Genomic DNA, 24,289 nt, shown 5'->3' on the forward strand with positions numbered 1-24,289 from the left:
TTATCCTCATTCTGTCTCCTTCCATTATCGCCCGCTCCGATGTTTAGATCAACCTCTCGTCAGGAGACGATCCCACTTCTTCCGCATTAGCCTTCTCCCTTGCGTCTCCAGACGCCGCGCTGGCGATCATGGTCCCAACCGGGCAATTGCATAACGACTTCCCTCTGCTCCCAGCCTGACGCGATTCTCTGCCGCACAACATCCCAGTCGGGAATGCCGCTGACCGCATCCGGCTGTTCCACATTGCAAGCGCCTACGCCGACGGCAGTCAACAGCGTATCTTCTATGGACAGCCCTCTTGCCAATCCGGACAGAAAACCCGCTATCGTGCAATCTCCTGCTCCGGTCGTTCCCGCCATATCTACCTTATAGCAAGGAACATGCAGCTCCTTGTTCCGCCATGCCTCCAGTTCCTCATCCAGCGGTGTGCTGCGTCCCATGCTTCGCAATCTCTGCAGGCTTGCAGACGTGCGCACATACAACCCGTATTCGCCGAGCTTGATCGCCGCTACGGCCACTCCCATGTCAAGCAACTCCGCAGAGAGGGCAGCGAGCGTGTCGCCATCTGCGAACGGCAACAGTTCACTCGTCTTATAACGCTCCGACAATTCCTTATACAGCTCCGGTCTAAGCATATATAGAATTTCCTCGAAGCTGGGCAAAAACACGTCTACACACGGCAGCACACGCTGCAAAATCGCCCGCCAATCGGCCTTCCCCGCCATGGAATCCGGATCGGGACGCGCCATATCCAGGGAAACGGTCAGCCCCGCCGCCTTCGCCCCGGCTAACAATCGCTCCAATTCCGCACCTTGTTCTTCATACATCCGCTGCATCAGCGGCGGATAGCCGAAGTGGAACAGCTTTGCTCCGGCATAAGCGTCCGCCGTCACTTCCTCAGACGAAAACGTATCGTTCGCTCCCGTACAGTGCAGGAAGATTCGATCCACCCCAGGCGGGCTGATCACGATCGAGTAAGAGCTGGACTCGCCAGCGGCGACGATCATACCTTCCGCCAAATCCTCACCATAGTTTCGCAGGATGGACAGAATCGCCTGCCCGAATGGGTCGTCTCCCACCTTGCCCATCAGCTTCACGTTCGAGCCGAGACGGTGCAGGGCGATGCCGGTATTGGGCACCGCACCGCCCGTGGACAATCGTGCCGCTCCAACATCGATCAGCTTGCCGGGGACGAACAGCTCCGCAATCCCTTGCCCCCGCTTCCCGCCGTTCATGGCGGGAATGATATCGAGGCAGATATGGCCGGCTACTATAATGTCGGCGCTATCGGGATGCCGCCTGCTCACCCTTCGTTCCCCCAATCGATCGCTATCGTACCGCTCGTCTTGTGAGACTCCAGCGCCGCTGTGAACAGGCGGTGGCTTCCCTCCGCTTCCTCCGGCAGCGCGCAGCTGAATGGTTGCTGCATGCCTTCCTTGCCGTGTACAATCTCGTCGCAGAACGCTGCCCACATTTGCAGGATGGAGTCGGAGAAGCCGAACTCGAATATTCCGCCCGTAATCGTGCCGTAGGCGGATTGGTAAGGCGCATCCGCGACATGCCATGCCTGTCTGCCGCCCGGCTCGTACGGCAAGAATGCCACTTGCTTCGGATTTTTCGTCGAGAATTCCGCGGACAGCTTCGTCCCTTGTATACGGATGAACCATGTATTGGCATGGCCCGGCGCGATCCGCTTCATCGACAGCACCATCGGGAACTGCTGATCCGCCGTCTTCACATCACAAGCGAGAATAGCATTGTCCCATGTCTCGCATGGCGCCATGCCGCCTTGTCCATCAGGGCGCTCCTCCATAATCTTATTCAACAGCGCGCGGACGCTTGCAGGCTTCCAGCCGAATCTCAGGGGCAGATGCAGCACATGCAGGCCCAAATCGCCCATGCAGCCGTACTCGCCGTTAGTGGCGATACGCCGCTTCCAGTTGATCGGCTTGCCGGGGTCCAGATCGCTGGAATGCCAGAAGCCCGCTTCCACCTCGATAATCTTACCGAACCGTTCTTCCTCCACCCACTTCATAATTTGCTGGACGCCGGGGAAGAAAGGGAATTCCGATGAGCTGCGCACAACAATATTCGGGTTCTCGCTGATCGCGGCCGAGATCGCTTCATTCGCCGCCTGATCAATGCCGAAAGGCTTCTCTCCCAGCAAATGCTTGCCCGCTGCAATAATATCAATATAGATCTGTTCATGCAGATTGTGGGGAACAGCGCAATAGACCGCTTCTACTTCATCGTCCGCGAGCAGCTCCTTATAATCGGAATATGCCCTGTTGACGCTGGGCACATTGTCCTGGAACCACTGCGTGGCAGCGGGATTGGCATCGCAGACGGCGACGATGCGCGGCTCGAAGTCCACGCCGGTCAGATGACACCAGCGCGCCGCCGCGCTGGCGAACTCCTTGCCCATCAGTCCGCACCCGATAACGCCGAACTTTATGATTCGCTTCTCCATTAGCTGCGCACTCCTTCCAGAATCGCCAGCGCCTCATTCGCGCCAGCGCCTTCGTGAACGATTTTCATCAGAGCGGAGGTCATGGCGCCGGGATTGGGATGCTGGATGACATTGCGACCGTATACGATGCCCGCTGCGCCTTGCTTCATCAGCTCCACCGTGCGGTCCACAATCTCCTCGTCGCTTGCTCGTCCGCCGCCGCGCACCAGTACGGGAATACCGGAGGCCACTTCGATGACGCGGTGGTATTCCGTCACATCGTCGCACGGATCGGCTTTGATCACATCGGCTCCCAGCTCCACTGCTTGACGGACGAGCGGCATGATTTTGCGAATGTCTCCGTCCACCATATATCCGCCCTTCTCTTCGTTAGGCAGCATCACAAGCGGCTCGACCATTAGCGGCATGCCGTACTTCTCACTTTCCGTCTTTAGTACCGCTACATTGCGCACGCATTGATGATGGAGCTCCGGCTGATTCGGCAGCAGCAGCAGGTTCACACATACCGCCACGGCATCCAGACGCACCGCTTGCTCAATCGCGCGGTCGATCAGCTCACTGAACAAGAAGTGCGGCAGCTTATTGCCATAGATATTGGCCGCATCTGTACGAAGCACAAGCCCCGGCTTCTGCTTGCCGGGAATCTCCTGCAGCAGTCTCGCTTGACCCGCGCTGAGCTGCACGCAATCCGGTCCCGCCTGCACGACCGCCTCGATCGCGCCCTTCATATTTTCGATACCGCCCAGGAAGGAATACTCGTTGAAGAATCCATGGTCGATAGCCACGTCGAAGCACTTGCCCTGCTCGCTGAACATCCTGTTTAATCTCGGTTTTCCAATCATTGTTATATCCTCTCCTCTACATGAGTCGAACAATTTATGTTCTTTTATAACATTATACTATATTAAACGAACATATTTGTCGAGAGTTAGTTGTTCTTTTCAATAAGAAAAGAGTCCGGCCCTATCAGACGCCCTGTTCTGATGGACTAGACTCTATATCGACCGCACACGCGATTGGTTGGCCCGCTTACCGATGATCCTCCAGCCTGAAGCCTTCGCCATGCACCTCGGCCGTGTTGCTTATAATCACGAACGCGCTGGGATCTATCGCTCGCACCAGCTGCTTCAACTTGGGCACTTCATTCTGCGACGCGACGACCATGAGCACCGTCTTGCCCGCCCCGGTATAGCCGCCATGCCCTTCCAGACGCGTCAGCCCGCGGTTCAAATCGTGCAGAATGCCTTCCGCCACCTCCTCGGCGCGCTCGCTAATAATGAACGCAATCTTGGAGAGCTGCAGGCCGTTCTGCATGAAGTCGATCGTCTTGCTCGTCACGAATGTGGCAATCAAAGCGTATAGAGACGTCTCCGGCGTGAACACGAAGCCCGCCGCAATAATGACCATCGCATCGAACAAGACAATCGCGAGACTGTAAGGCAGCCCAGTCAGCCGGTGCACCATCTGTGCCGCCAGATCAAGTCCGCCCGTGGAGCCCCCGCCGCGGAATACCAGACTGAGCCCCAGGCCGATGCCGATGCCGCCGTAGATCGCCGCAAGGAGCGGATTAAGTGTAGGATTAGGCACATGAACAGTTAACAGCACGAATAAAGGAAGGAACGTCGAGCCAAGCACCGCTTTCGCCCCGAACTTCTTGCCCAGCAGCCACAGCGCAAGCAGGAATAGCGGTATATTGACCAGCCACTGCGTCACCGCCGGCGTAATGCCCACCAGCTCCTTCACCAGAATCGACATGCCGGACACGCCGCCCGCCGCTATGCCGTTCGGTACCAGGAACATATTAAAGCTGAGCGCTACAGCCATACAGCCGATAATGATCTGGATAAAATTCCACGCCGCTTGCACTCCTGGATTGAGAGGCTTGCTTCCTCTTCGCCTCGTTAACCATTCTGTCATTGCTTCCAACTCCTTTGGTTTCTCACAAAAAAGAGCTCCACACCCGTTACGTGTTGGAACTCTCCCCGCCGGGGCTGCAACCCCGAATATTCCATACCTTGCCCTGATTCCGTTTATTCCGATGGCTTGGCGACCTGATGGCGCAGATAGCCGTCGATGAACATATCCAGATCGCCGTCCATAACTGCCCCCACGTTGCCCGTCTCCACCGAAGTCCGGTGATCCTTCACCATGCTGTAAGGATGGAACACATAAGAGCGGATCTGGCTTCCCCATGCGATCTCGGACTGTTCGCCGCGAATCTCCGCCAGCTCCTTCATCTGCTCCTCGATCTTGCGCTCATACAGCTTGGAACGAAGCATCTTCATCGCCCGATCGCGGTTCGCGATCTGGGACCGCTCCTGCTGGCAGGCTACAATAATGCCTGATGGGATATGCGTAATCCGGATCGCCGACTCCGTCTTGTTGACGTGCTGGCCGCCCGCGCCGCTGGCACGGTACGTATCCACCTTCAAATCCTCCGAGCGAATGTCGATCTCGATGGAATCGTCGATCTCCGGCACGACATCGCAGGATGCGAAGGAGGTATGCCTGCGGCCAGCGGAATCGAATGGGGAGATACGCACCAGACGGTGCACCCCTTTCTCCGCCTTCAAGTAGCCATAAGCATTATAGCCCTTGATCAGCATGGAGACGCTCTTGATGCCCGCCTCATCGCCAGGCAGATAATCCAGCAGTTCGACCTTGAAGCCGCGCTTCTCCGCCCAGCGCGTATACATGCGGTACAGCATCAAGCCCCAGTCCTGCGACTCCGTGCCGCCCGCTCCGGGGTGCAGCTCCAGGATGGCATTCAGCCGGTCATACGGCTGATTGAGCAGCAGCTGCAGCTCGAAATCCTCGATCTTGGCCCGCAGAGCCGCTACGCCTTCCGCAAGCTCGGCCGCCATCGCCTCATCGCCTTCCTCTTCCGCCAGCTCCAGAATCATGGCCAGCTCTTCCTGATCGTTGTTCAGTCGCTCATACTGCTCCACCACGGATTTAACGGCATTAAGCTCCGCAATGACACCTTGCGCACGCTCGTTATCATCCCAGAAGTCGGGAGCCGACATCTTCTCTTCGAAGTTCGCAATCATCTCTTGCTTCAGATCTAAGTCAAAGAGACCCCCTAAGTTCCTGGAGTCGCTTCGCCATCTCGCGAAGGTCTTGCTTCACCGTAATATCGATCATAGCTTTCGCCTCACCTTACCCCATTATTACTTGCCGTGACATTGCTTGTATTTCTTGCCGCTTCCGCACGGACACGGATCGTTGCGGCCTACGCGCTCCTCCCGGCGAACCGGACGCTTCTCCTGCGATTCTCCGCCGCCGCTCGTGGACGTCGTCTGCCCCTTCACGACCTCCTGACGCTGCAGGTTGCTCTCGACGCGTGCCTTCATGATATACTTCGACACTTCTTCCTGTATCGTCTCGATCATCGCCTGGAACATCTCGAAGCCTTCGAACTGGTATTCGCGAAGCGGATCGGTACCGCCGTAAGCGCGAAGATGGATGCCTTGACGCAGCTGGTCCATCGCATCGATATGATCCATCCACTTGCTGTCTACCGCGCGCAGCACAACGACCTTCTCGAACTCGCGCATCGTCTCCTGTCCCATCTCTTCTTCGCGCTGGTCGTAGTACGCCACCACTTTGTCATAGATGAATGTGACGATCTCTTCCTTCTCCTTGCCCCACAGATCGTCCTTCGACAGTGCGCCTTCCTCCAGAAGAGAAGATTGTACGTACTCCACGATAGCCTCCAGATCCCACTCCTCCGGAATGTCCTCGGAGCAATGCGCCTCCACCGTACGCTCGATGACCGGCTTGATCATGTTCATGACTTCGCCGCGAATGTCGGCCGACTCCAGAATGTCGCGGCGCTGCTTATAGATAACCTCGCGCTGCTGATTCATCACATCGTCATATTGCAGGACGACTTTCCGCGTATCGAAGTTGTTGCCCTCCACCCGCTTCTGGGCGGATTCGATCGCGCGTGTAATCATCTTGCTCTCGATCGGCTGATCTTCCTCCAGACCGAGACGGTCCATCATTGCCATAATGTTCTCCGCGCCGAAGCGGCGCATCAGCTCATCCTGCAGCGACAGGTAGAACTGCGAGGAACCAGGGTCGCCTTGACGACCGGCACGACCGCGCAGCTGATTGTCGATCCGGCGGCTCTCATGGCGCTCTGTACCAATAATATGCAGACCGCCCAGCTCTGCTACAGATTCACCCAGCAAAATATCCGTACCGCGTCCAGCCATATTCGTCGCAATCGTCACCGAGCTGGCTTGTCCCGCTCGGGAGATAATCTCCGCTTCTTCCGCATGGAACTTGGCGTTCAGCACTTTATGCTGCACGCCTCTGCGCTTCAGCATCGCCGACAGCTTCTCCGAATTCTCGATGGAGATCGTACCGACCAGCACCGGCTGATTGTTGCCGTGGCGCTCCACGATCTCCTCCACAACGGCTTTGAACTTGCCGTCTTCCGTCTTGTAGACGACATCCGGCATGTCCTTCCGGATCATCGAGCGGTTCGTCGGCACCTGGATAACATCCAGCCCGTAGATGCGGCGGAACTCTTCTTCCTCCGTCTTCGCCGTACCTGTCATACCGGCCAGCTTGCGGTACATCCGGAAGTAGTTCTGGAACGTAATCGTCGCCAGCGTCATGCTCTCATTCTGAACCTTCAGCTGCTCCTTCGCTTCGATCGCCTGATGCAGTCCGTCGCTGTAGCGGCGGCCTGACATGAGACGTCCCGTGAATTCGTCGACGATGACAACTTCCTCTTCTTGCACCACATAGTCTACGTCGCGCTTCATAATGACATGCGCCTTCAACGCCTGTTGAATATGATGGTTGATCGTCACATTGGCATGATCGAACAAGTTCTCAATGCCGAAGGCGCGCTCAGCCTTCTCCACGCCGTCCTCCGTCAGCAGTACGTTGCGGAGCTTGATATCAACCGTATAGTCTTCGTCTTCCTTCAGTCGGACGACGAAGCGGTCAGCCGCATGATACAGCTCCGTAGACTTCGCGGCTTGTCCGGATATGATCAGCGGAGTCCGCGCCTCGTCGATCAGGATGGAGTCCACTTCATCGATAATGGCGAAGTGGAGCGGACGTTGCACCATCTGCTCCTTGTACAGCACCATATTGTCGCGCAAGTAGTCAAATCCGAACTCATTGTTCGTTCCGTACGTAATGTCGCAAGCATAAGCTTCTTGCTTCTCCGCATGAGACAAGCCGTGCAGGTTACAGCCGACAGTCATGCCCAGGAAGTTATAAAGCTTGCCCATAATCTCGCTATCGCGCTCCGCCAGATAGTTGTTCACCGTAACAACGTGAACGCCTCTGCCCGTCAGTGCGTTCAAGTAGACAGGCAATGTCGCCACGAGCGTCTTACCTTCACCTGTCTTCATCTCTGCGATCTTGCCTTCGTGCAGCACCATGCCGCCCAGCAACTGCACGTCGAAGTGGCGCATGCCCAGCGTCCGCTTCGACGCTTCCCGTACGGTCGCATAGGCTTCCGGCAGCAGTGCCGTCGGCTCCTCGCCCTTCTGAATGCGCGCTTTGAATTCCTCCGTCTTCGCACGAAGCTCGTCATCCGATAATGCGGCGAACTTGGACTCCATGCCGTTTATTTCTTCAACCGTGCGCATGATCCGCTTCACTTCGCGCTCATTCGCGTCTCCGAATATCTTCTTCACCAGTCCGAGCATGGTTTTCCCCTTTCGGTAGTAGGTCTTTTTATTATTAAATTGTAACAGTTTGTTCAATCCCCCGCAATGCGGCAGGGAGGCGTGAAATAACCCCACAAAGTGAGGCTTTACTTCGAAGCTTACTGGGGTACTTTGCGGGGACCCCGGAACTTTTCAATTCTAATAATGTAAGAAAGCCCGCCTCGGAATGAGACGGGCTGTTGTTAGCTTCATGTATGATTAGTGCTGTTCATGTATTTCCAGCTATAATGCCTTAGCCTTGCTCGATCAATCCGTACTTGCCGTCGTTCCGCTTGTAGACAACGTTCACTTCCTTGCTGTCAGCGTTGGCGAATACGAAGAAATTATGTCCAATCATATTCATCTGCAGGATCGCTTCTTCCACATCCATGGGCTTCAGGGTAAATCGCTTCGTGCGAACCAGTTCCAGCTCGTCTTCTTCCTCAGCTACGCTTACTGCAGCCGAGCCTTCCTCGCGGAACAGGGCCTTCACGCCGCTGCCGCCCTTGAACTTGCGGTTCACCTTCGTCTTATGCTTGCGAATCTGACGTTCCAGCTTATCCACCACCAGATCGATGGATGCGTACATATCCTCGCTTCTCTCTTCGGCTCTGAGCATAACGCCGACAAGCGGGATCGTAACCTCTACCGTATGCTGTCCCTTCGTTACGGATAGAGTAACATTAATATCGGAGGTTATCGGAGTTTCGAAATACTTCTCCAATCTGCTAAGCTTCTTCTCGACGTAATCTCTCAGTGCTTCAGTCACTTGGAAGCGTTGGCCTCGAATGTTGCAATTCATGGGGCATTCCTCCTTTACTTGTCCTTATTATAGCATATGCAGAAGCCCAATTCAAAATTGATTTTTGTTTATTTGGAATTTTCAGATAATATTTTTTCGACTGTTCACGTCCTTGTCAAAAGTGGTCCCGTCTTCTGCGACAGCGACTTATCAGGATATAGAAAAAACCCCGGAAACCCGGGGTCTGTGTGTGTTAGGCACTGTCAATCAAATCATCTATAAGGTGGCTAATGAAAGCCGGATGATTACAGTTTGACTACGTTTGCAGCTTGTGGACCGCGTGCGCCTTCAACGATGTCGAATTCAACCGCTTGGCCTTCTTCCAGCGTCTTGAAGCCTTCCGTTTGGATCGCGGAGAAGTGAACAAATACGTCGCCGCCTTGCTCAGTCTCGATAAATCCATAGCCTTTCTCTGCGTTAAACCATTTCACTTTACCTTGCATGTGCAAACATTCCCTTCATCTTCAAATACTGTGTGACCTCATTAGGTCCGGCCCACAATTTGACTATACCACCGCAATTATGGAATTGTCAAACAATTTCTTGAAAGCGAATTCATCCCCGTAGGAACAAGGGATAAGCCCCAATACAAAGAGAGCTGTCCAAGGACCGGTTGACGGTCTCAGACAGCTCCATACTCTACCATTATCGCTTCGTGTCAAAGAAGAAACTATCGTCTCCATAGGGAGCCGCTTCATAAGCCGACTTCGTCTGCTTGCCCTGATTCAGCTTGACCATCTCGCGATTGGCTTCATCGCGCAGCCGAATCATCCGCTGGACGATGAGCGCATCCTGCTTCTGAATCTGGGCGGCGAGAAGCTTCATCGCCTCGTTCTGAGCGGGAATACCTTCATGCTTCTGCAATTGGGTGAAAAGCTCATCGCGCTGCTCCATATATTGCTCGATCGATTCCAGGTCGCATTGCTCCAGCTGCCCGATCAGATTAGACGACAGTTGATTGATATGCTTTAGGACTGCTTCCATTTCCATTTGCATGACCCGCCTGCGCATTGGTTTGTTTTGCCGCTTGCATCCAAGTTTCCTTCAGCTCAATAAGATGTTGGAGCACTTCCCGCGCAGGCTCTGCCGACTTCTTCGTATTGGCTTCTACCAGACGCTGATTGAAATATTCATAGAGACTAAGCAGTTGCTCCGACATAGGGTTGGAACGATCCAGCGTAATGATGAACTCGCTAATGATATCTTGCGTTTTCAGCAGATAGGTATTGGCGTCCGAAGGACGTTGCTGTTCAATCGCTTCAATGCCCTGTCGACAGAATCGAATGGCTCCGTCATAGAGCATAATAAGCAATTGAGCCGGCGAAGCGGTCTGAACGGTCGTCTCCAAGTATTTATTGCGCTGTTGCAATTGCATGCTGTAACCTCCTATGAGCTAAATTGCTGTGCTAGCCATGCGCTTTGAGAGTTCATTTGATTAATATATTTCTCCATCGCCGTGAACTGCTTATAGTAACGATCTTCAAGATCGATCATTCGCAGTTTCAAGCGATCGATTCTTTCATTTATATCTTTGTTTTCTTTCCCCATTAAATATTTTTCTTCATGTGTAGTGGTTGTTCCTGCTTTTTCAGTAATTTGTTCAAAAAGCTGTGAAGCTTGATCATACAACCTTGTCGCTATGCCGTCTGTCCCCTCGGTGTCGCCATTCTGAGTGAATAGCGCCATAACCTCCTCCGGCTTCTCCGTCAGCGCCTTCTTCAGCTTCGTTTCGTCAATATATAACTTGCCTCGGTCAGAATAACTGCCGCTAATGGATTTACCAGCAATGTTGGCATTTGATATGCCAATCTCCGACAAGCTCTTTATTTGTCCTACAGGAAGATCAGCAACCGAATTAGTCAGTGCAAAACGCATCGAGCTTATGCCATTTGACAACATGCCGTCATTTCTAAGCATGCCGCTTCTCGCTTTCTCCTCCCATATTTTTATTTCATCCTCGCTCATCGCTTCGCGCTCTTCGGCAGTAAGGGGCTTGAAATCGCGATGACGCTTCTCAAGCAGTTCTTTATTCACATCATCAAGTAATGTATTGTATTTCTCAACAAAACTCTTAATCCGATCAAACACCGCATCCACATCTTGCGTGACACCGATGTCGACAACCGTATCGCTCACTTGCTTAGCCGTGAAATTCATGCCTGCAATGGAAAATGTATTGGAATCGTATCTGGCTTCAATACCGTTGAACTCAACAACCGCATCAGAGCCCTTCGCCACAATAGCTGACGTGTTCACCGCAAGAGCGTTCACACCCAGTGTATTGATCAATCCGCTGCCCGCGCTTTCAGAGAAACCGATCGCCTTCCCGCTATCGTCATTGTGAAAGGATAACTCTCCACTGTCATTTAGACTGACGGTAACTCCCGAGCCTCTCATCTCCGCATTGATTTGGTCTACCAGCTCGCCGATTTTTGTCGTTGCCGTTATATCGAATGAATAAGACTGTCCGTCATAGCCAATCGTTAATGTTTCTGTGCCGCCTAAAGTATTGTCGATGATGGTGTTTTTGGAAGCAAAGCTGACGGACCCTTCGCTCACTTCTGCATTGGATGAGATGCCAAGCATACTCCCGATGTTATCCCCGTTGCCCAGCTCCAATCTGATTTGCGAGGACTCACCTGATTCCGCAGATGTGAAGAACATGCGATCCATATTAGCATCGTAATTTACCTTGACGCCTGTTGAAGTGGATTCCGCGTTAATGGTGGCCACAAGAGTGTCAATTGAATCCGCTTGTTTAATATTGATCGTCTTGGAACCTTTACTGCCCGTAATCGTTATTTGGGTGTCGCTGCTTAATCCAAGGCTATCCAGAGTTTTGGAGCCTCCTGCAGCTCCTGCCAAATCTCCGGAAGTCAACGAAGCCGTCTTAGCCAACTCATTGATTTTAATCGTATATTGGCCTTCATTTGCTGATGATGTTGCAGCAACCGATACGATGCTTTCTTGTGAAATCGAAGCTTTTTTTGATAAGTATCCACCCTGAAGCTTCATATCGAAAGCTAGATTGCGAAATTCCAGTATTTTGTTATTTAAAGCACGATAATCATCACGCTTCCACTCTAGCAGCTGCTTTTTCTGATTCAACTTATTTAGCGGAATACGTTGTGCCGCCATCAAGTCTTTAATAATCGAATCTGTATCGATTCCCGAAGCCAATCCTCCGATACGCACGATATCCTCACACTCCTCTAATTCAATGTCGTATTAGCGCTTTTCGTCAATAATAATGCCGGCCATTTCCCATAACTTCGCTACGAAATCCAATATCTTTTCAGGAGGAATTTCCCGAATAACTTCTCCTGATTCACTATCCAGTACCTTCACTGCGATTTGCTTTGTTTTCTCATGTACGGAGAATTCAAGGTTTGTAGCCTTCCCTTGCATCGCTTTAATCGCTTGCTCGATTGCCTTTACTAATTGCTCGTCGCTAATCGTAATTTGCTCTCCACGCATCTCTGCCGATTTGAGATCGTTCAGATTTGTTATGCTCGAAATAGTAGTCGTCGATGATTGAGATTGGGAGATCGAAGCATCTACAGGAATCTTGGCAAGTGCGCTGCGGTCTACACTCCCCGCTCCCGTAACGGATGAATTCACGTTCATCGCAAATCATTCCTCCACATGTCATTTGTTACCTAATATATCGGTTATCTTCACCGATATAATTAGAGGAAAATGCTTAATTCCGTATGAGAATACAAACGCAAAAAACCTCTTGTCCAGAAGACAAGAGGTTTTCGTAAGTTTATTGTGTATTAACGAAGCAGTTGCAGAACGCCTTGTGGCTGTTGGTTCGCTTGAGCAAGCATAGCTTGAGAAGCTTGAGTAAGAATGTTGTTCTTCGTGAAGTTCATCATCTCTTTCGCCATATCCACATCGCGGATACGGGACTCGGCAGCTGTCAAGTTCTCAGCGGAAGTACCCAGGTTGTTGATTGTGTGCTCCAGACGATTTTGGTAAGCACCCAGCTTGGAACGCTCGCCGGACACTTGCTTCAGAGCATCGTCAACTGTAGTAATTGCACTTTGAGCAGAAGCCACAGAGGATACATCCACTCCATCGATGCCTAATGCTTTAGCAGACATATCTCCAATGGAAATACCCATGGATTGTCCTTCGTTGGCACCGATTTGCATATTCAAAGAGTTGTTAACAACGGTAACATTCGTATCCGCAGCGGCAGCATCCGCTAAATCTGCATTGAAGGAGAATTTCAAGCCGCCAATTTCGATTTCGGATTTGTTATAGCCAGTAAGGGAGACTGTAGATAGAGTGTTTCCAGTAGCATCTTGCAATTCGATGTCATGGTCATTTTCAAGGGTAAAGGAGAAAGTACCATTGCCTGAAATCGCAGTCGCATCAATGTCGATACCCGCGAGCTCATGGTTTCCACCACCAGCACCAGCAAGGACATTGTTTTGAGATGCCACTTCCTCGCCAGACACCGTATCGATAAGAGTAATTACCTTCTTACCTACGTTTTCTGCATCATCTTCAATTTTAAGTTGATAGGATCCATATTTCGCATCTGCAGCAGTTCCGAGTGTAACCGAAGTAGTAGAAAGTCCAGTTCCAGCATCTACGCCATTAGCGGTTGCGGCAGTTCCTGTATTTGTAATAATGATTTGATAATTACCGCTAGCCAGAGATGAATTCAGCACCTCGGCACTATCAATGTTAGCTGAATTTGTACCAGTAACAGTTCCAGTGTTAGCAACGTTACCATTCAACAGCTTTTTCGTATTGAACTCAGTCGTGTTGGAGATACGGTCAACTTCTTCTTTCAGCTGACGAATCTCTTTTTGCAGCTCGTTACGGTCATCAGCAGTGTTTGTATCGTTAGAAGCTTGAACAGCCAGCTCACGCATACGTTGCAGGATGCTGTGCGTTTCGTTCAGCGCGCCCTCAGCAGTTTGGATCAAGGAGATACCGTCCTGCGAGTTTTTCGAAGCCATTTCCAGACCGCGAATCTGACCGCGCATTTTTTCGGAGATTGCCAAGCCTGCAGCATCGTCGCCAGCGCGATTAATGCGAAGACCAGAAGACAGCTTCTCCAAAGATTTGCTTGCACCAACGTTGTTGCTAGTCAGTTGACGATGAGTGTTCAAAGCCGCAATATTGTGGTTAATAATCATAAAAAATTTCCTCCCTGAAATATGTAGTCCCGCGTCCTTGCGGTAGCTAACGGTAATAATTCGGCCGCACTATTACCGTGCTAATATATTTATCGGAAGAAAATCAAGTTTGTTTATAGTTGGTAGGAAATTTATTTGTTAAAGAGCTGTGAAAGATCTTCAATACTTCGAACCCCTTGCGCCGCCGCTCGATTCTCTTCTTGAATCGTCTTATACACCTCTTGGCGATAGATTTGAACGTCCTTCGGAGCGCGGATGCCAAGCTTTACATTGTCGCCTTCCATCCCAATGACAACTACTTCAATATTTGGGCCGATCATGATAGACTCGTTCGATTTACGCGATAGTACAAGCATGTCCTTCCTCCCTCCTTATTTGCGGTAGAGCGGCGCTTTGGAGCTGTAAGCATGATCGTGGAGTATAAGCTGCTTGCCTGCGCCAGTTCTTGTATTTATTACGAGCGGAGCGAGCAGGTTAATGGTGGAGTTCGCCAGCTCCTGCGTCACGGAAATGACCGACCATACCTCCACATCCGCTTCCCCTTCAATAGCCAGCTCTTCTTTCACGGAAGCTGACAGCTCCCATTCATATTCGGGATAAAATAAAAACGGACTGGCTACCAACAGGGATACTTCTTCATCCCCAACCGCACGCATTAGCATCATAGGGAGATCATTTTCCAGCTTCTCGAAAGTGTATTGTTGAATATGCTCGAATCCCGGTATGCCGTGTTCAAAGCGATACATAGTTTGCCCTGTGTTCACGTTGTATCCCCCTCAAGTTAAGTATTCCATCTATAATAATAATAACTATAGACCTCTTGCGTCATACGCAATCATCTATAGTTATCATTATGCTAAACCTATTATATCATTTGATCGATCTGTGGCGGTGTAATGTCTACCCTGGGATACTGGCTCATATAAATATCCAGCTTCCCTCGCTCATAGCGATGAACAGGAGGGTTCACCTGAACGTCCATGTTCACCTTGCCGGGAGTCGTCTCAATAGAAACTTCCGCAGGCGTATAGTGAAAATCGATATTATCGAAGGAAGCCTCTCCACGAAAATCGAACTCTGGAAACGTTCGCTGCCACTCACTAGCGCTTTCCGCAATCGGATTGCCGCCGAGATGAATGGCAGCCATCTGGTTGCCTTTCTCCACAATTCTCGCTAGTCCCTGCAGGGCAATGTCGGAAGCCATGGAGTATATTTTGTGCATCGTCTCCAAATTATTGCCTAAAGCGAGAGCATCCCATACTCTGTCCTGATTAATTTCCAACCGACCGGCTGCCGTCCGAATGCTTTGTTCTGCCCTTGGCTGCTCCATGTGCACAGTCGGCCTCGGTTGCTCCAGATGCTGCTTACCGATATCGGCATCAATGGATAAGGCCGCATGCTGCGTCCGAATCTGGATATGAGGTATATTCATCGCTACCTCCTTATCTCAGGAAATCCACCAAGCTAGGACGGATGAGCTTGGCTCCCACAGAAAGTGAAGCCTGGTATACATTCTCTTCCATCTTCAGATGAGTGATAACCTCCGCAATATCCGCATCTTCGGTTTTGGATTGAACGGTTTGCAAGTTCACATCGATATCATCTAATCGATTTTGAACGATTTCGAGACGGTTGACTCGCGCCCCAACCTCTGCCCGCTTCGTCAGCATTGTGTTCATACGCGTATCGACCTGACCGATCAGGTCAGATAGCCCTTCTTGATCTCCGGAAGCCAGCATATCATGTGCTCGTTGCATTAACACAAATACATTGTCGCTTGCTTCAATGTCCGCTTGCGTTGCATTCGGGGGCAGCGCTTCTCCGAACACTTCATTGCCCGTTATGCTGACACCCATCTTCATACCCGCGGACAATTCATACTTGATAGTGCCAGTATCCGTACTAACATGATAGGCTTTCAGAACTGGCGGATTCGCATTGGGATCTGCCGCAGCTCCCAGCTCCAATGCCGGATAAGGCTTTTCTTCCGTCAATTCTCCATTGAACACTTGCTTGCCGTTAAACTGACTATTACCGATTTCGACCATCTGATTGTATAGCTGCGACACTTCCGTTTGAATCGCTTCAAGGCTCGTCTCCTCCAACGCACCGTTAGCGCCTTTCACCATTAACTCCCTGAAGCGCTGCATAATATCTCCGGCTTGTCCAATCGTCGTATCTGTATATTCCATCACCGACAACGAGGCACTTACATTTTTCGTGTATTGATCGTTCGCATCCAGCTCGCTGCGATAGCGCAGTGCGAACGTAATGCCGACCGGATCATCGGAAGGCTTATTAATCTTCATGCCAGTAGAGAGCTGATTTTGCAGATTGTTCATGCGTCCCAGGTTATTCGATATGTTACGCAGCATCTGCGTGTTCATCATGGTTTGTGTAACGCGTAGTGACATAGTCTAATCCCTCCGGTTAATTAATTTAGAGACCTACGCGGCCCATTCCATTGATAACCCGTTCCAACACCTCGTCGATCATCGTCATATTCCGGGCTGCAGCGTTATAGGCATGCTGGAATTTAATCAGATTGGACATCTCTTCATCCAGCGATACGCCGCTGACGGATTGTCTGCGGGAATCGACTTGCTCGACAATAATATGCTGGTTTTTCTGCATGCGGGTCGCTTCGGCAGCCTGCACCCCAAGCTGGCCAACGACGGATCGGAAGTAAGCGTCTACCGTATTTTTATTTTCTCCTGTAGCCGACTGATCGAAATCAAAGCGAACATCCCGCATTTGAGAGAACAATACAGCCAGCCCGTTATTGCCTTTCACGACCGTCTCCGTACCATCCGGGTTCATCATTACGCGCATTGACGTGGCAATCAGGTTGGAGTTCGCGGCAATATTCGGATTCAAAGTAATGTTGGCTGCAGTAATTCCTCCCACCGCGCCGGCGGCAGTTGTGAAGAACGGCTCACCCTTCTCGCCTGACAGGTTATAGCCCAGCTGGTGAAGACCATTCAAGCCTTGCACCTTCACGATTGTATCCTCGGCTAATGTGCGGTTGGCGCCTGAATACGTCACTCCTTCCAATACCGTTCCTTCCGGCAGAACCGAGCCCGCAGGAAGCGTAATTTCGAACTCACCGTAAGCCATCGTCTGCACCAGATTATCCAGCTCGTTCATATACCCCTGGACAAAGTGGTCACGGGAATGAATGGTACCGTAGATCTCTCCGCTGTTCAGATCGCCGGATGCAAAAGCACTTTCGATGGCGGCCATGTCCAATTCCGCGCCTGCGACTGCAGGCACCAATTGCACGCTGCCCATAGAAATGTTATAGCCGTCCTGCCCTTCTTCTACCCGGATATTCACCAGACCCGACAGCTCGTCCGCAAGCAAGTCCCGCTGGTCTCGCAGATCGTTCGCGTTGTCGCCCAGTCCTTCGATTCTGGTAATCTCCGAATTAAGCTGATGAATGCTGCTCGCCAGGGAGTTGACCGTATCCAAGTTAATTTGCACATTCTCCGTCAAGTCTGCTTTCAGATCGCTCAGCTGCTTGGCCGTATAATTGAACGCATCCACCATCGCCATCGTCTGCTCCATAACGACTTTGCGGCCGTCCGCATTCTCCGGGTTTTTACTCAGATCCGACCAGGAATTCCAGAAGTTCGCGATGACCGTTCTAAGGCCTGTATCGCTCGGCTCGTTCACAATTCCCTCCAGCTTCGACAGTGTATCCAATTGAACCGTAAAGTTGCCATGTGATTTGTACTCGTTGCGAAACTGATTGTCCAGAAATCTCTCGCGTATTCGGGTAATGGATGTCACTTCCACACCGGTCCCCAATTGTCCGGCAGCAACCGACTTCGTATAACCTAGTGCTTCCATCGGTCTTGACGCGCTCAAATTGACGACTTGTCGGGAATAACCAACTGTATTCGCATTCGCGATATTGTGTCCTGTTGTATTCAGCGCGGACTGTGTGGCGAACAGACTTCTGCGCGCCGTCTCGAGTCCATGAAATGTCGATGGCATCTGTTAAAACTCCTCTCTGCTTACATCTTGATATTGAAACGTCCGCTCCGATTGTTGACCATCCCTTGAACGGCACGATGATAGGTGTAATCGTCATCCTCAGGGCCCAGCAACAGATCCTGACTGAAATGCAGATACTCTAGCGTCATCTTCACCAGCTGCTGATTGAACTCGTTCAGATCTTGAAGCTCTGTCACTGCTGCGCCAAGCTCCTTCCACATGCGTTGAAGCTGGAGCTTCTCTTCCGGATGAAATACAACTTGGATGAGTTGTTCCATTTTATAAGTGCGTTGTTGGCGATTAACCATCTTCTGGGAAAGCATATACTTGCCCACCAGATAAGCACGGCTCTGCTCCAGCTCCACGATGTGATCGAGAGACTTCTTCTCTTTATTCGAAATATATGCGATTCCATCAATGTTGTTGTTCCTGATCGCCTCTGTCTTGGCTTTCCCGTATTCCACAAGTTGCTTATGCTCGTCTGTAAGCTCTTGGAGAATAATTAGAATTTGCCTGATATGCTCATTCATCCGCTTACTCCTTTAGGTAGGGCAGCAGCTTCTCCGCAATTTTGCCCGATTCCACATGATAAGTGCCAGATGTCACGGATTGCTTCAATTCATGGACGCGTTCCGCACGCTCAGCGCTGGTCATTTTGCTCGTAGACAGCATCTCTTTTGCCGCCGGAGAGATTTGCACCTGATCCTTGCGGCGAGCCTTGCTCGTCCCTTCCGTGCGCCATTCATTTTGCTTCTGATAGGGATTGATGCCGCCTATCCGTTTTATATCGTTAATTTTCACTTTCTCCACCTCGTTATTTGCAAGAACTAAAAAAAGAGCCGATTACCTTTACAAGTATTATCGGCTCCAGTCAAGTCATATTTTATAGCGATGCAAGTGCAAATGAATGGTTATTCTAATTTCTTATAGCGGTCAAGTCCTTTATATATCTCTGCAGCATTCGCTGCCTCCGTCTCTTTCCTCGATTTCTCATCGTCCAGCATGCGCCGGGTATCCTTCGTCAGCCGCTTGCGGCAAGCGTCGCATAAGTGGTTCTCTCGAATCAATACGCCGCACGACTCGCACGGATAAGATAGGTTGGGAGCATCCATCATCGAGATTCGCCCTTCACGGATGAACTTCGTAATCTGTCTGATCGATACGCCCGTCTGATCCGACAGCTCCGTAATCATCGCACCTTTATTTTCCCTCAGATAAGTTGCGCATTTTTCGTACTCTTTATCGATGTCCCGCATGCACACCGGGCATACGTCTCTGAAATTTTTAGCGAATAGCTTGCCGCACCGCGGACAATTATCCAGGTTCATCATATCGGTTCTCCCCTTTGCTCAACGAAACCTTTATATATAGTTTAACGGAATTTCCCTGTATTTTCATTACTATTCAATCGCATTCAACAAACTTTCATCATTTCCCAGCACGAAAAGACCGTATTCGATGAAATACGATCTCTTATCGGAAGGATGTACGCTTTTCCTCTTATCGCTCTTACGACCGCGCCCATGTCAAAATATAAATGTCTGCCGGGCAAGGCAACGCCTTCTTTATAGCAGCCGCGCATGCGGAGGCCGTGCTGCCTGTCGTATAAATATCGTCGATGAGCAAAATGCGAAGCTCTGACGGTGCCGGGCTCTGTCCGCTGCCTGCAAGCAGCTGTATCTGCCTCTCGTTGACGGCAAATAGCGTGTGCGCATCGCGGAGCCGTTCGGCCCGCGTCTTGAAGCTCATCTTTTTCGTATGCCTTGTGCGTCTAAGCAAATGAAACAGAGGCAACTCATGCCTGTCCGACAATCCCTCTGCCAACTGACGAGCTTGATTAAAGCCCCGCTCCTCCGCACGCTCCCTGCTGATCGGTACATAGGTGATGGCGTCCCACAGATGTGACGCCTCCCGCTTAGAATGGTGTCCTTTCATGAAACGAACTAAAGTGACACATTTGTCCAATAAGCAGCTCCTGAAGCTCGTGCCATTGGTAAATTGCAGCTTCTCTCTGTTACGACCTGGATCGTGCTCGCTTGAAACCTCCGCTTGTCGCATAACTTGTTGCGATATCGCATGGAAGGGAGGCTCCAGCATGGCGGCAAGCAGCGGTGCCAGCGCCTCGTCTCCCCGGTACTTGTATCGGGCCAGCCATTCCCGCATGGCAGAACTGTATTGCACGGCGCTTCGATTCAAGCGGAACGACCGCTCGTCGTGCTGGATGCAATCGGGGCAGGGAATGCCTCGACCGCAATATCGGCAAGCAATTCGATTCAGCCAAGGGATGGCCTGCAAGCAAGACCCGCACAGCATTCGTTCAAGTTCTCTGGCGAATGACGGCACCTCTCCTACATAAGCTCCACGCAGCAATCCGCCGCATACAGAGCATGAAGCCGCTTGCGGCGATAGCCACTGCAGCGCCCGATTAGAGAAATCCCTGACAGATGAGATCACAGGGATGCCCATCATCTCTTCAACCCGTTCCACGGGCAAGATGACACTTTACAGGACAGCAGCGCTCTCATCTCTTCTCCTTGCGGCTCGTACCGGGCAGAAGAAAGCCTTGCTTGCGGGCAATCGTATTCATCGTCCGGATATGACTGCGCGCTTGCAGCTGCGAACTGTTGCGCTCGCTGGCGAAGAAGTAAACCTTCCCATCCGGGTCGTCTGCGGAACGCCCCGCCCGGCCTGCCATCTGGACAAGTGAAGCTTCGTCGAACAGAGAGCTGTCGGCATCCAGAATGAATACGTCGCTCTTCGGAATCGTGACGCCTCGCTCCAATATCGTCGTGGTCACCAGTATCCGGCAATCGCCGGCCCGGAATCGCTTCACCTTCTCCGCGCGCTCCGCATCCTGAGATGAAGTGGCTTCGATCAGGGATGTGCCCAGCTTCCTCATGAACAGCTTGGCCAGCGGCTCTGCATGAGAGATGCGCGATACGAACAGGAAGATCTGTGCCCCTCGCTCCAGCGATGAACGAAGCAAGGCTAAGAGTGTGGCAGGAAGCTTCCCGGTGCTTAGCAGCTCTTGCGTCTTCGGACTGCGCAGCAGCCTCGGCAATGGCAGCGGATGACGGTGATATCTGACAGGCACCCGGGCGTGCTCCAGCCTCCCGCGCTTCGCTTCGCGCTGCAGCTCTTTAGGCGGCGTAGCCGAGAGCAGCAGCTTGGGAGCGCCCGGCAGGCAGCATTTATCCGCTCCGTAATAGAGCATAGGGTCGCCGTGGTAAGGGTATGCGTCAATCTCATCGACGATGACCAGATCGAACGCCTCCTGGAAGCGGAATAGCTGATGCGTCGTAGACAGCGTGATCTGTCCCTGCTCCCACTTCTGCCCGCTCCCTCCGTATAACGTAACCACGCTAGCGTCCGGGAAGGCTTTGCGAATTCGGGGGTCCAGCTCGATGACCACATCGCGGCGCGGAGATGCGATTAACACTTTTCCGTTTCTTCGCAGCACCGATTCCACGAGCGGGAAGATCATCTCCGTCTTGCCTGCTCCCGTTACCGCCCACAGCAGGAACGGCCTGTTGGTTTTATTGTGCAGCCGGTTGAAAATGCCGCCGATCTGCTGCTTCTCCATCATCCTATGCTCAAGCACCCTAGTCCCATCTCCACTCGCACCAACACCTTTCACCGAATCGCCCATGTACACACCATTGCCCTCGGATAGCTGCCCTGCGTGAATGCGAACGAGGCTTTGCCCGTCGTCCGCTCCGCCTAACGGTCCAGTCTCATAGGCCATAATCGGCTGCAGAGTGCGGCTCCGCCCCCGTGACAGCGCTTGGCGGATACCTTGCGCAATACCCGCACCCCCCTCTGCAGCGCCGCTATCCAAGACAAGCCCCGGCCAGCGGCTGGTGCCCGTAAGCTTATTCCTCTGGAGGGAATCGCCGTCCTGTTGAATGCTGCGATTCTCTCCTCTGTCGCTGTTCCATGAGTAAGTATCCCCATTACGTTGTCCGCTCTTCCACATCTTGCGCCAAATAACCCCTCGTTTGCTCATGTTCATCGCATTTCGCTCCTTATTTTTGCCGCCTTGCGGCTTATTCTCTACAAAGGATAACGCCTTGGATGCTGCTGCGGTCTGTGCCGGACTAAGCCCCCATCTCCTCAGTCTGGTCGCTGCCGGCTCCAATGGCTGCTCAGGCCCTCGCTGTGTCCCGACATGCGGCTGATAGACACCGACGATCAGCATCTCGCATTCACGGCTTCGCCCCATCGTCAGGCAGGCTTCGCAATAAGCGCACTCCCGCCCGCAAGCTTCGCAATGCGTGCGTTGCAGGCGCGCCTCCCCGCTGCCGCACCGCAGGCAGCGGCTGCGCCGCGCAGCCGCGTCCGGCCGCCCGCCTCGATCGGCGGCGACCGCTCCGCTCAGGCGCACACGCCCCTGCAGGGATGCAAGCTGTATCGCTGCGCTCCAGCTTGCATCATCCGCGGGGCCGTGGGCGCCGAGCAAGGCTCGCGCTTCGCTGCCAAGCAGCGCGCGCCCCTGCAACAGCTCGGCGGCGAGCTTCGCCTGCGCCGCCAATTTCGCTCGCTCCGCCCCGCTCATCCCGTGACTTCGTGCCCTCTGCCCCAACTTCGCTCCCGTCCATCGTTCCGCCCTGCCTTGCATCCCGCCAGTGGCGCTCTTGCGGACTCTGCTGCGATCCCTTCTATTTTCTCTGCCGCTTCCGGATCGCTTCTCCCCGTCGATGAACCAGGCCATCCGCTCCAGCGCCCACGCCTCGCTGCCCTTCTTCCCTTCTGCTTCCCGCCGCCACCGCTCTGCGAATCCGCATGCTTCGCCGAATGAGAGCGCTTCCCGCCAATACCAGGCGACTGCAGCATCCCCTCTTCCGAACGCATCTTCGAACCAGTACGCATAATCAACACCTGAATGAATGGTCAATCCAGCCTGCCAGCCTTCGTTCGTCAGCACGACATACACATTTGCCCTCATCCTTGTCCCTCCCCAGAACGTAAAGAAAGCACACCGAATATACTGGTGCCAGACCAGCGTATTCGAGTGTGCTTCACTCTTCATTTTCAACCATTTATTCAATTACCAAAAATTATAAGCTAAAATGGCATTTTAGACAAGTCTGCTGGATTTTGTAAATCCACAATAACTGCATGATCCGCTTCCGTAACAATGCCTTCCGCCTGCAGCATCCACATCATATGAAATGCTTTGTCTTCTCCGTCATGTGAACGCTTCCCGTGCGGCATGGCATAATCGCCTCTAGCGGCCTCGTACCTCTGCACATGCACAGTATGCCCCGCTCTCTTCCATCGATCCACAATACCCCTCGTTTCATCCGATACGCCTCGATCTATTAACGTCAGCCGGACATCTCTGCCCATCCATCTGGAGAATCCCTTCAAAGATCTTAAATACCATTCCATATTGTTCTCATTATGATTGGCTATGAATACGAACTGCTTGCTGACTTGCCGGCGCCTGCGCCCCACCCAAAATGCCAGATGCACCAACACAGCCGCCATTGCATAACATCCAATGATCATTAGCAGAAGCTCGAACATGTCGGCCACCTCCTCTTGGTGACACTATATGCTTCACCGCGCCTATCGGTTACGGCTATTGGAGGCTTTTCCATACGGAATCGACAAAATACCCGATCGCTCAACAATATCACACATTTTTACACCCTTGCCGGATTTCTGGTATGTGTTATCATTTTTTTACCACAACTAAATTTTGCAGAAATCGCAAGTCTTTTGGGCGATAAATCTAGCTTTAAACGCTGTCGCTCATCTTTGAGAAGCCTCGATGGTGATTTTTTTAAATCATTAAACATATATTCGATATGTAGGGCAGATAACCGTCATTCAGCCTATTGACCCGGTTACTCACCCTTGAAAAGGACTTTTTGACCACATATGAAAACTATTCGCTGAATAAGGAGTGTGATCGCTTGCGGAAGCCGAAGAAAACTCTGTCGCTTTTGTTAGCCGTTCTAATGTTATTGTCTCTTTCACTTGGTACTATTGCATGGGCTGAGGGAGCCAGCGACGAATCGGTCACGGCTGCAGGAGACACCACTGTGCAACCTGCAGGGGAGCCGGAAGGCTGTACGCAATACAGCAAGCTGTTTAACCGAATCGACTTTCATCCCGACCACCCGAACACTTATATTTTCATTAATGGCGCTACGGCAACAGCCAAGTTCTCGAC

At 52.0% G+C, this 24,289-nt stretch carries 24 protein-coding genes; all 24 read right to left on the reverse strand.

The window, feature by feature from the left end:
• Positions 1-86: 86 nt before the first annotated feature.
• A complete protein-coding gene (locus M6D81_RS06770) occupies positions 87-1,307 on the reverse strand; it encodes a carbohydrate kinase family protein (protein WP_262676082.1) in 1,221 nt (406 codons plus the stop codon).
• Complete coding sequence (locus M6D81_RS06775) at positions 1,304-2,470, reverse strand: Gfo/Idh/MocA family protein (RefSeq protein ID WP_262676083.1); 1,167 nt, start codon at positions 2,468-2,470, stop codon at positions 1,304-1,306. Before M6D81_RS06775 ends, M6D81_RS06770 begins: the two co-directional genes overlap by 4 nt.
• Positions 2,470-3,312, reverse strand: coding sequence for a class I fructose-bisphosphate aldolase (locus M6D81_RS06780; RefSeq protein ID WP_262676084.1), 843 nt, complete (start codon positions 3,310-3,312; stop codon positions 2,470-2,472). The genes M6D81_RS06775 and M6D81_RS06780 overlap by 1 nt, the downstream gene beginning before the upstream one ends.
• 187 nt (positions 3,313-3,499) lie before the next feature.
• Positions 3,500-4,387 carry a YitT family protein gene (locus M6D81_RS06785; RefSeq protein ID WP_262676085.1) on the reverse strand — a complete coding sequence of 296 codons (888 nt, stop codon included), beginning with the start codon at positions 4,385-4,387 and terminating at the stop codon, positions 3,500-3,502.
• A gap of 113 nt (positions 4,388-4,500) precedes the next feature.
• Positions 4,501-5,614 (reverse strand): peptide chain release factor 2 gene (gene prfB, locus M6D81_RS06790; RefSeq protein WP_262676086.1). Its coding sequence is split into 2 segments (ribosomal slippage): positions 4,501-5,541 and positions 5,543-5,614, totalling 1,113 coding nucleotides; the frame shifts between segments, so codons are not numbered across the junction.
• A gap of 26 nt (positions 5,615-5,640) precedes the next feature.
• A complete protein-coding gene (secA, locus tag M6D81_RS06795) occupies positions 5,641-8,148 on the reverse strand; it encodes a preprotein translocase subunit SecA (RefSeq protein WP_262676087.1) in 2,508 nt (835 codons plus the stop codon).
• 253 nt (positions 8,149-8,401) lie between these two features.
• Complete coding sequence (gene hpf, locus M6D81_RS06800; RefSeq protein ID WP_262676088.1) at positions 8,402-8,950, reverse strand: ribosome hibernation-promoting factor, HPF/YfiA family; 549 nt, start codon at positions 8,948-8,950, stop codon at positions 8,402-8,404.
• A 245-nt stretch (positions 8,951-9,195) separates the two neighbouring features.
• A complete protein-coding gene (locus M6D81_RS06805; protein ID WP_213519776.1) occupies positions 9,196-9,393 on the reverse strand; it encodes a cold shock domain-containing protein in 198 nt (65 codons plus the stop codon).
• Positions 9,394-9,595: 202 nt separating this feature from the next.
• On the reverse strand, positions 9,596-9,940 hold the full coding sequence (locus M6D81_RS06810) for a hypothetical protein (RefSeq protein ID WP_262676089.1): 345 nt from the start codon (positions 9,938-9,940) through the stop codon (positions 9,596-9,598).
• Positions 9,894-10,325: a flagellar export chaperone FliS gene (gene fliS, locus M6D81_RS06815; protein WP_262676090.1), complete on the reverse strand. Its 432-nt coding sequence runs from the start codon at positions 10,323-10,325 to the stop codon at positions 9,894-9,896. Before fliS ends, M6D81_RS06810 begins: the two co-directional genes overlap by 47 nt.
• 11 nt (positions 10,326-10,336) lie before the next feature.
• Positions 10,337-12,145, reverse strand: coding sequence for a flagellar filament capping protein FliD (gene fliD, locus M6D81_RS06820; protein ID WP_262676091.1), 1,809 nt, complete (start codon positions 12,143-12,145; stop codon positions 10,337-10,339).
• A 33-nt stretch (positions 12,146-12,178) separates the two neighbouring features.
• Positions 12,179-12,577 (reverse strand): flagellar protein FlaG, encoded by a 399-nt coding sequence (locus tag M6D81_RS06825; protein WP_262676092.1) that lies wholly within the window; start codon positions 12,575-12,577, stop codon positions 12,179-12,181.
• Positions 12,578-12,729: 152 nt separating this feature from the next.
• Positions 12,730-14,109 (reverse strand): flagellin N-terminal helical domain-containing protein, encoded by a 1,380-nt coding sequence (locus M6D81_RS06830; protein ID WP_262676093.1) that lies wholly within the window; start codon positions 14,107-14,109, stop codon positions 12,730-12,732.
• A 131-nt stretch (positions 14,110-14,240) separates the two neighbouring features.
• Positions 14,241-14,465, reverse strand: a complete 225-nt coding sequence (csrA, locus tag M6D81_RS06835) for a carbon storage regulator CsrA (protein ID WP_262676094.1) — start codon at positions 14,463-14,465, stop codon at positions 14,241-14,243.
• Between the two features lie 15 nt (positions 14,466-14,480).
• On the reverse strand, positions 14,481-14,873 hold the full coding sequence (locus M6D81_RS06840) for a flagellar assembly protein FliW (RefSeq protein WP_262676095.1): 393 nt from the start codon (positions 14,871-14,873) through the stop codon (positions 14,481-14,483).
• Positions 14,874-14,974: 101 nt separating this feature from the next.
• Positions 14,975-15,541 carry a DUF6470 family protein gene (locus M6D81_RS06845; RefSeq protein WP_262676096.1) on the reverse strand — a complete coding sequence of 189 codons (567 nt, stop codon included), beginning with the start codon at positions 15,539-15,541 and terminating at the stop codon, positions 14,975-14,977.
• 10 nt (positions 15,542-15,551) lie between these two features.
• A complete protein-coding gene (gene flgL / locus M6D81_RS06850; protein WP_262676097.1) occupies positions 15,552-16,523 on the reverse strand; it encodes a flagellar hook-associated protein FlgL in 972 nt (323 codons plus the stop codon).
• 25 nt (positions 16,524-16,548) lie between these two features.
• Complete coding sequence (gene flgK / locus M6D81_RS06855) at positions 16,549-18,108, reverse strand: flagellar hook-associated protein FlgK (RefSeq protein WP_262676098.1); 1,560 nt, start codon at positions 18,106-18,108, stop codon at positions 16,549-16,551.
• A gap of 20 nt (positions 18,109-18,128) precedes the next feature.
• Positions 18,129-18,638: a flagellar protein FlgN gene (locus M6D81_RS06860; RefSeq protein ID WP_262676099.1), complete on the reverse strand. Its 510-nt coding sequence runs from the start codon at positions 18,636-18,638 to the stop codon at positions 18,129-18,131.
• Between the two features lie 4 nt (positions 18,639-18,642).
• Entirely contained in the window at positions 18,643-18,909 is a 267-nt protein-coding gene (flgM, locus tag M6D81_RS06865; protein ID WP_262676100.1) for a flagellar biosynthesis anti-sigma factor FlgM, read from the reverse strand.
• 110 nt (positions 18,910-19,019) lie between these two features.
• Positions 19,020-19,436 carry a TIGR03826 family flagellar region protein gene (locus M6D81_RS06870; protein WP_262676216.1) on the reverse strand — a complete coding sequence of 139 codons (417 nt, stop codon included), beginning with the start codon at positions 19,434-19,436 and terminating at the stop codon, positions 19,020-19,022.
• Between the two features lie 181 nt (positions 19,437-19,617).
• Entirely contained in the window at positions 19,618-20,595 is a 978-nt protein-coding gene (locus M6D81_RS06875; RefSeq protein WP_262676101.1) for a ComFC family protein, read from the reverse strand.
• 34 nt (positions 20,596-20,629) lie between these two features.
• Positions 20,630-23,053, reverse strand: coding sequence for a helicase-related protein (locus M6D81_RS06880; protein ID WP_262676102.1), 2,424 nt, complete (start codon positions 23,051-23,053; stop codon positions 20,630-20,632).
• A gap of 119 nt (positions 23,054-23,172) precedes the next feature.
• The gene (locus tag M6D81_RS06885) at positions 23,173-23,637 is read right to left on the reverse strand and encodes a hypothetical protein (protein WP_262676103.1); all 465 of its coding nucleotides are present in this window, start codon (positions 23,635-23,637) and stop codon (positions 23,173-23,175) included.
• Positions 23,638-24,289: the final 652 nt, after the last annotated feature.

Origin of the sequence: Paenibacillus sp. J5C2022, from assembly GCF_025567625.1 — a bacterium.
Taxonomy (GTDB): Bacteria; Bacillota; Bacilli; order Paenibacillales; family Paenibacillaceae; genus Pristimantibacillus.

Excerpts from the sequence above, each read along its gene's own strand:
- M6D81_RS06870 (WP_262676216.1), bottom strand. The coding sequence starts at position 19,436 with ATGAACCTGGATAATTGTCCGCGGTGCGGCAAGCTATTCGCTAAAAAT.
- M6D81_RS06825 (WP_262676092.1), bottom strand. The coding sequence starts at position 12,577 with ATGAACGTGAATTCATCCGTTACGGGAGCGGGGAGTGTAGACCGCAGC.
- flgK (WP_262676098.1), bottom strand. The coding sequence starts at position 18,108 with ATGCCATCGACATTTCATGGACTCGAGACGGCGCGCAGAAGTCTGTTC.
- M6D81_RS06775 (WP_262676083.1), bottom strand. The coding sequence starts at position 2,470 with ATGGAGAAGCGAATCATAAAGTTCGGCGTTATCGGGTGCGGACTGATG.
- M6D81_RS06805 (WP_213519776.1), bottom strand. The coding sequence starts at position 9,393 with ATGCAAGGTAAAGTGAAATGGTTTAACGCAGAGAAAGGCTATGGATTT.
- secA (WP_262676087.1), bottom strand. The coding sequence starts at position 8,148 with ATGCTCGGACTGGTGAAGAAGATATTCGGAGACGCGAATGAGCGCGAA.
- M6D81_RS06845 (WP_262676096.1), bottom strand. The coding sequence starts at position 15,541 with ATGAATATACCTCATATCCAGATTCGGACGCAGCATGCGGCCTTATCC.
- M6D81_RS06880 (WP_262676102.1), bottom strand. The coding sequence starts at position 23,053 with ATGAGGGCAAATGTGTATGTCGTGCTGACGAACGAAGGCTGGCAGGCT.
- M6D81_RS06810 (WP_262676089.1), bottom strand. The coding sequence starts at position 9,940 with ATGGAAATGGAAGCAGTCCTAAAGCATATCAATCAACTGTCGTCTAAT.
- M6D81_RS06830 (WP_262676093.1), bottom strand. The coding sequence starts at position 14,109 with ATGATTATTAACCACAATATTGCGGCTTTGAACACTCATCGTCAACTG.
- M6D81_RS06780 (WP_262676084.1), bottom strand. The coding sequence starts at position 3,312 with ATGATTGGAAAACCGAGATTAAACAGGATGTTCAGCGAGCAGGGCAAG.
- M6D81_RS06785 (WP_262676085.1), bottom strand. The coding sequence starts at position 4,387 with ATGACAGAATGGTTAACGAGGCGAAGAGGAAGCAAGCCTCTCAATCCA.
- M6D81_RS06885 (WP_262676103.1), bottom strand. The coding sequence starts at position 23,637 with ATGTTCGAGCTTCTGCTAATGATCATTGGATGTTATGCAATGGCGGCT.
- M6D81_RS06860 (WP_262676099.1), bottom strand. The coding sequence starts at position 18,638 with ATGAATGAGCATATCAGGCAAATTCTAATTATTCTCCAAGAGCTTACA.
- fliS (WP_262676090.1), bottom strand. The coding sequence starts at position 10,325 with ATGCAATTGCAACAGCGCAATAAATACTTGGAGACGACCGTTCAGACC.
- hpf (WP_262676088.1), bottom strand. The coding sequence starts at position 8,950 with ATGAATTGCAACATTCGAGGCCAACGCTTCCAAGTGACTGAAGCACTG.
- flgL (WP_262676097.1), bottom strand. The coding sequence starts at position 16,523 with ATGTCACTACGCGTTACACAAACCATGATGAACACGCAGATGCTGCGT.
- csrA (WP_262676094.1), bottom strand. The coding sequence starts at position 14,465 with ATGCTTGTACTATCGCGTAAATCGAACGAGTCTATCATGATCGGCCCA.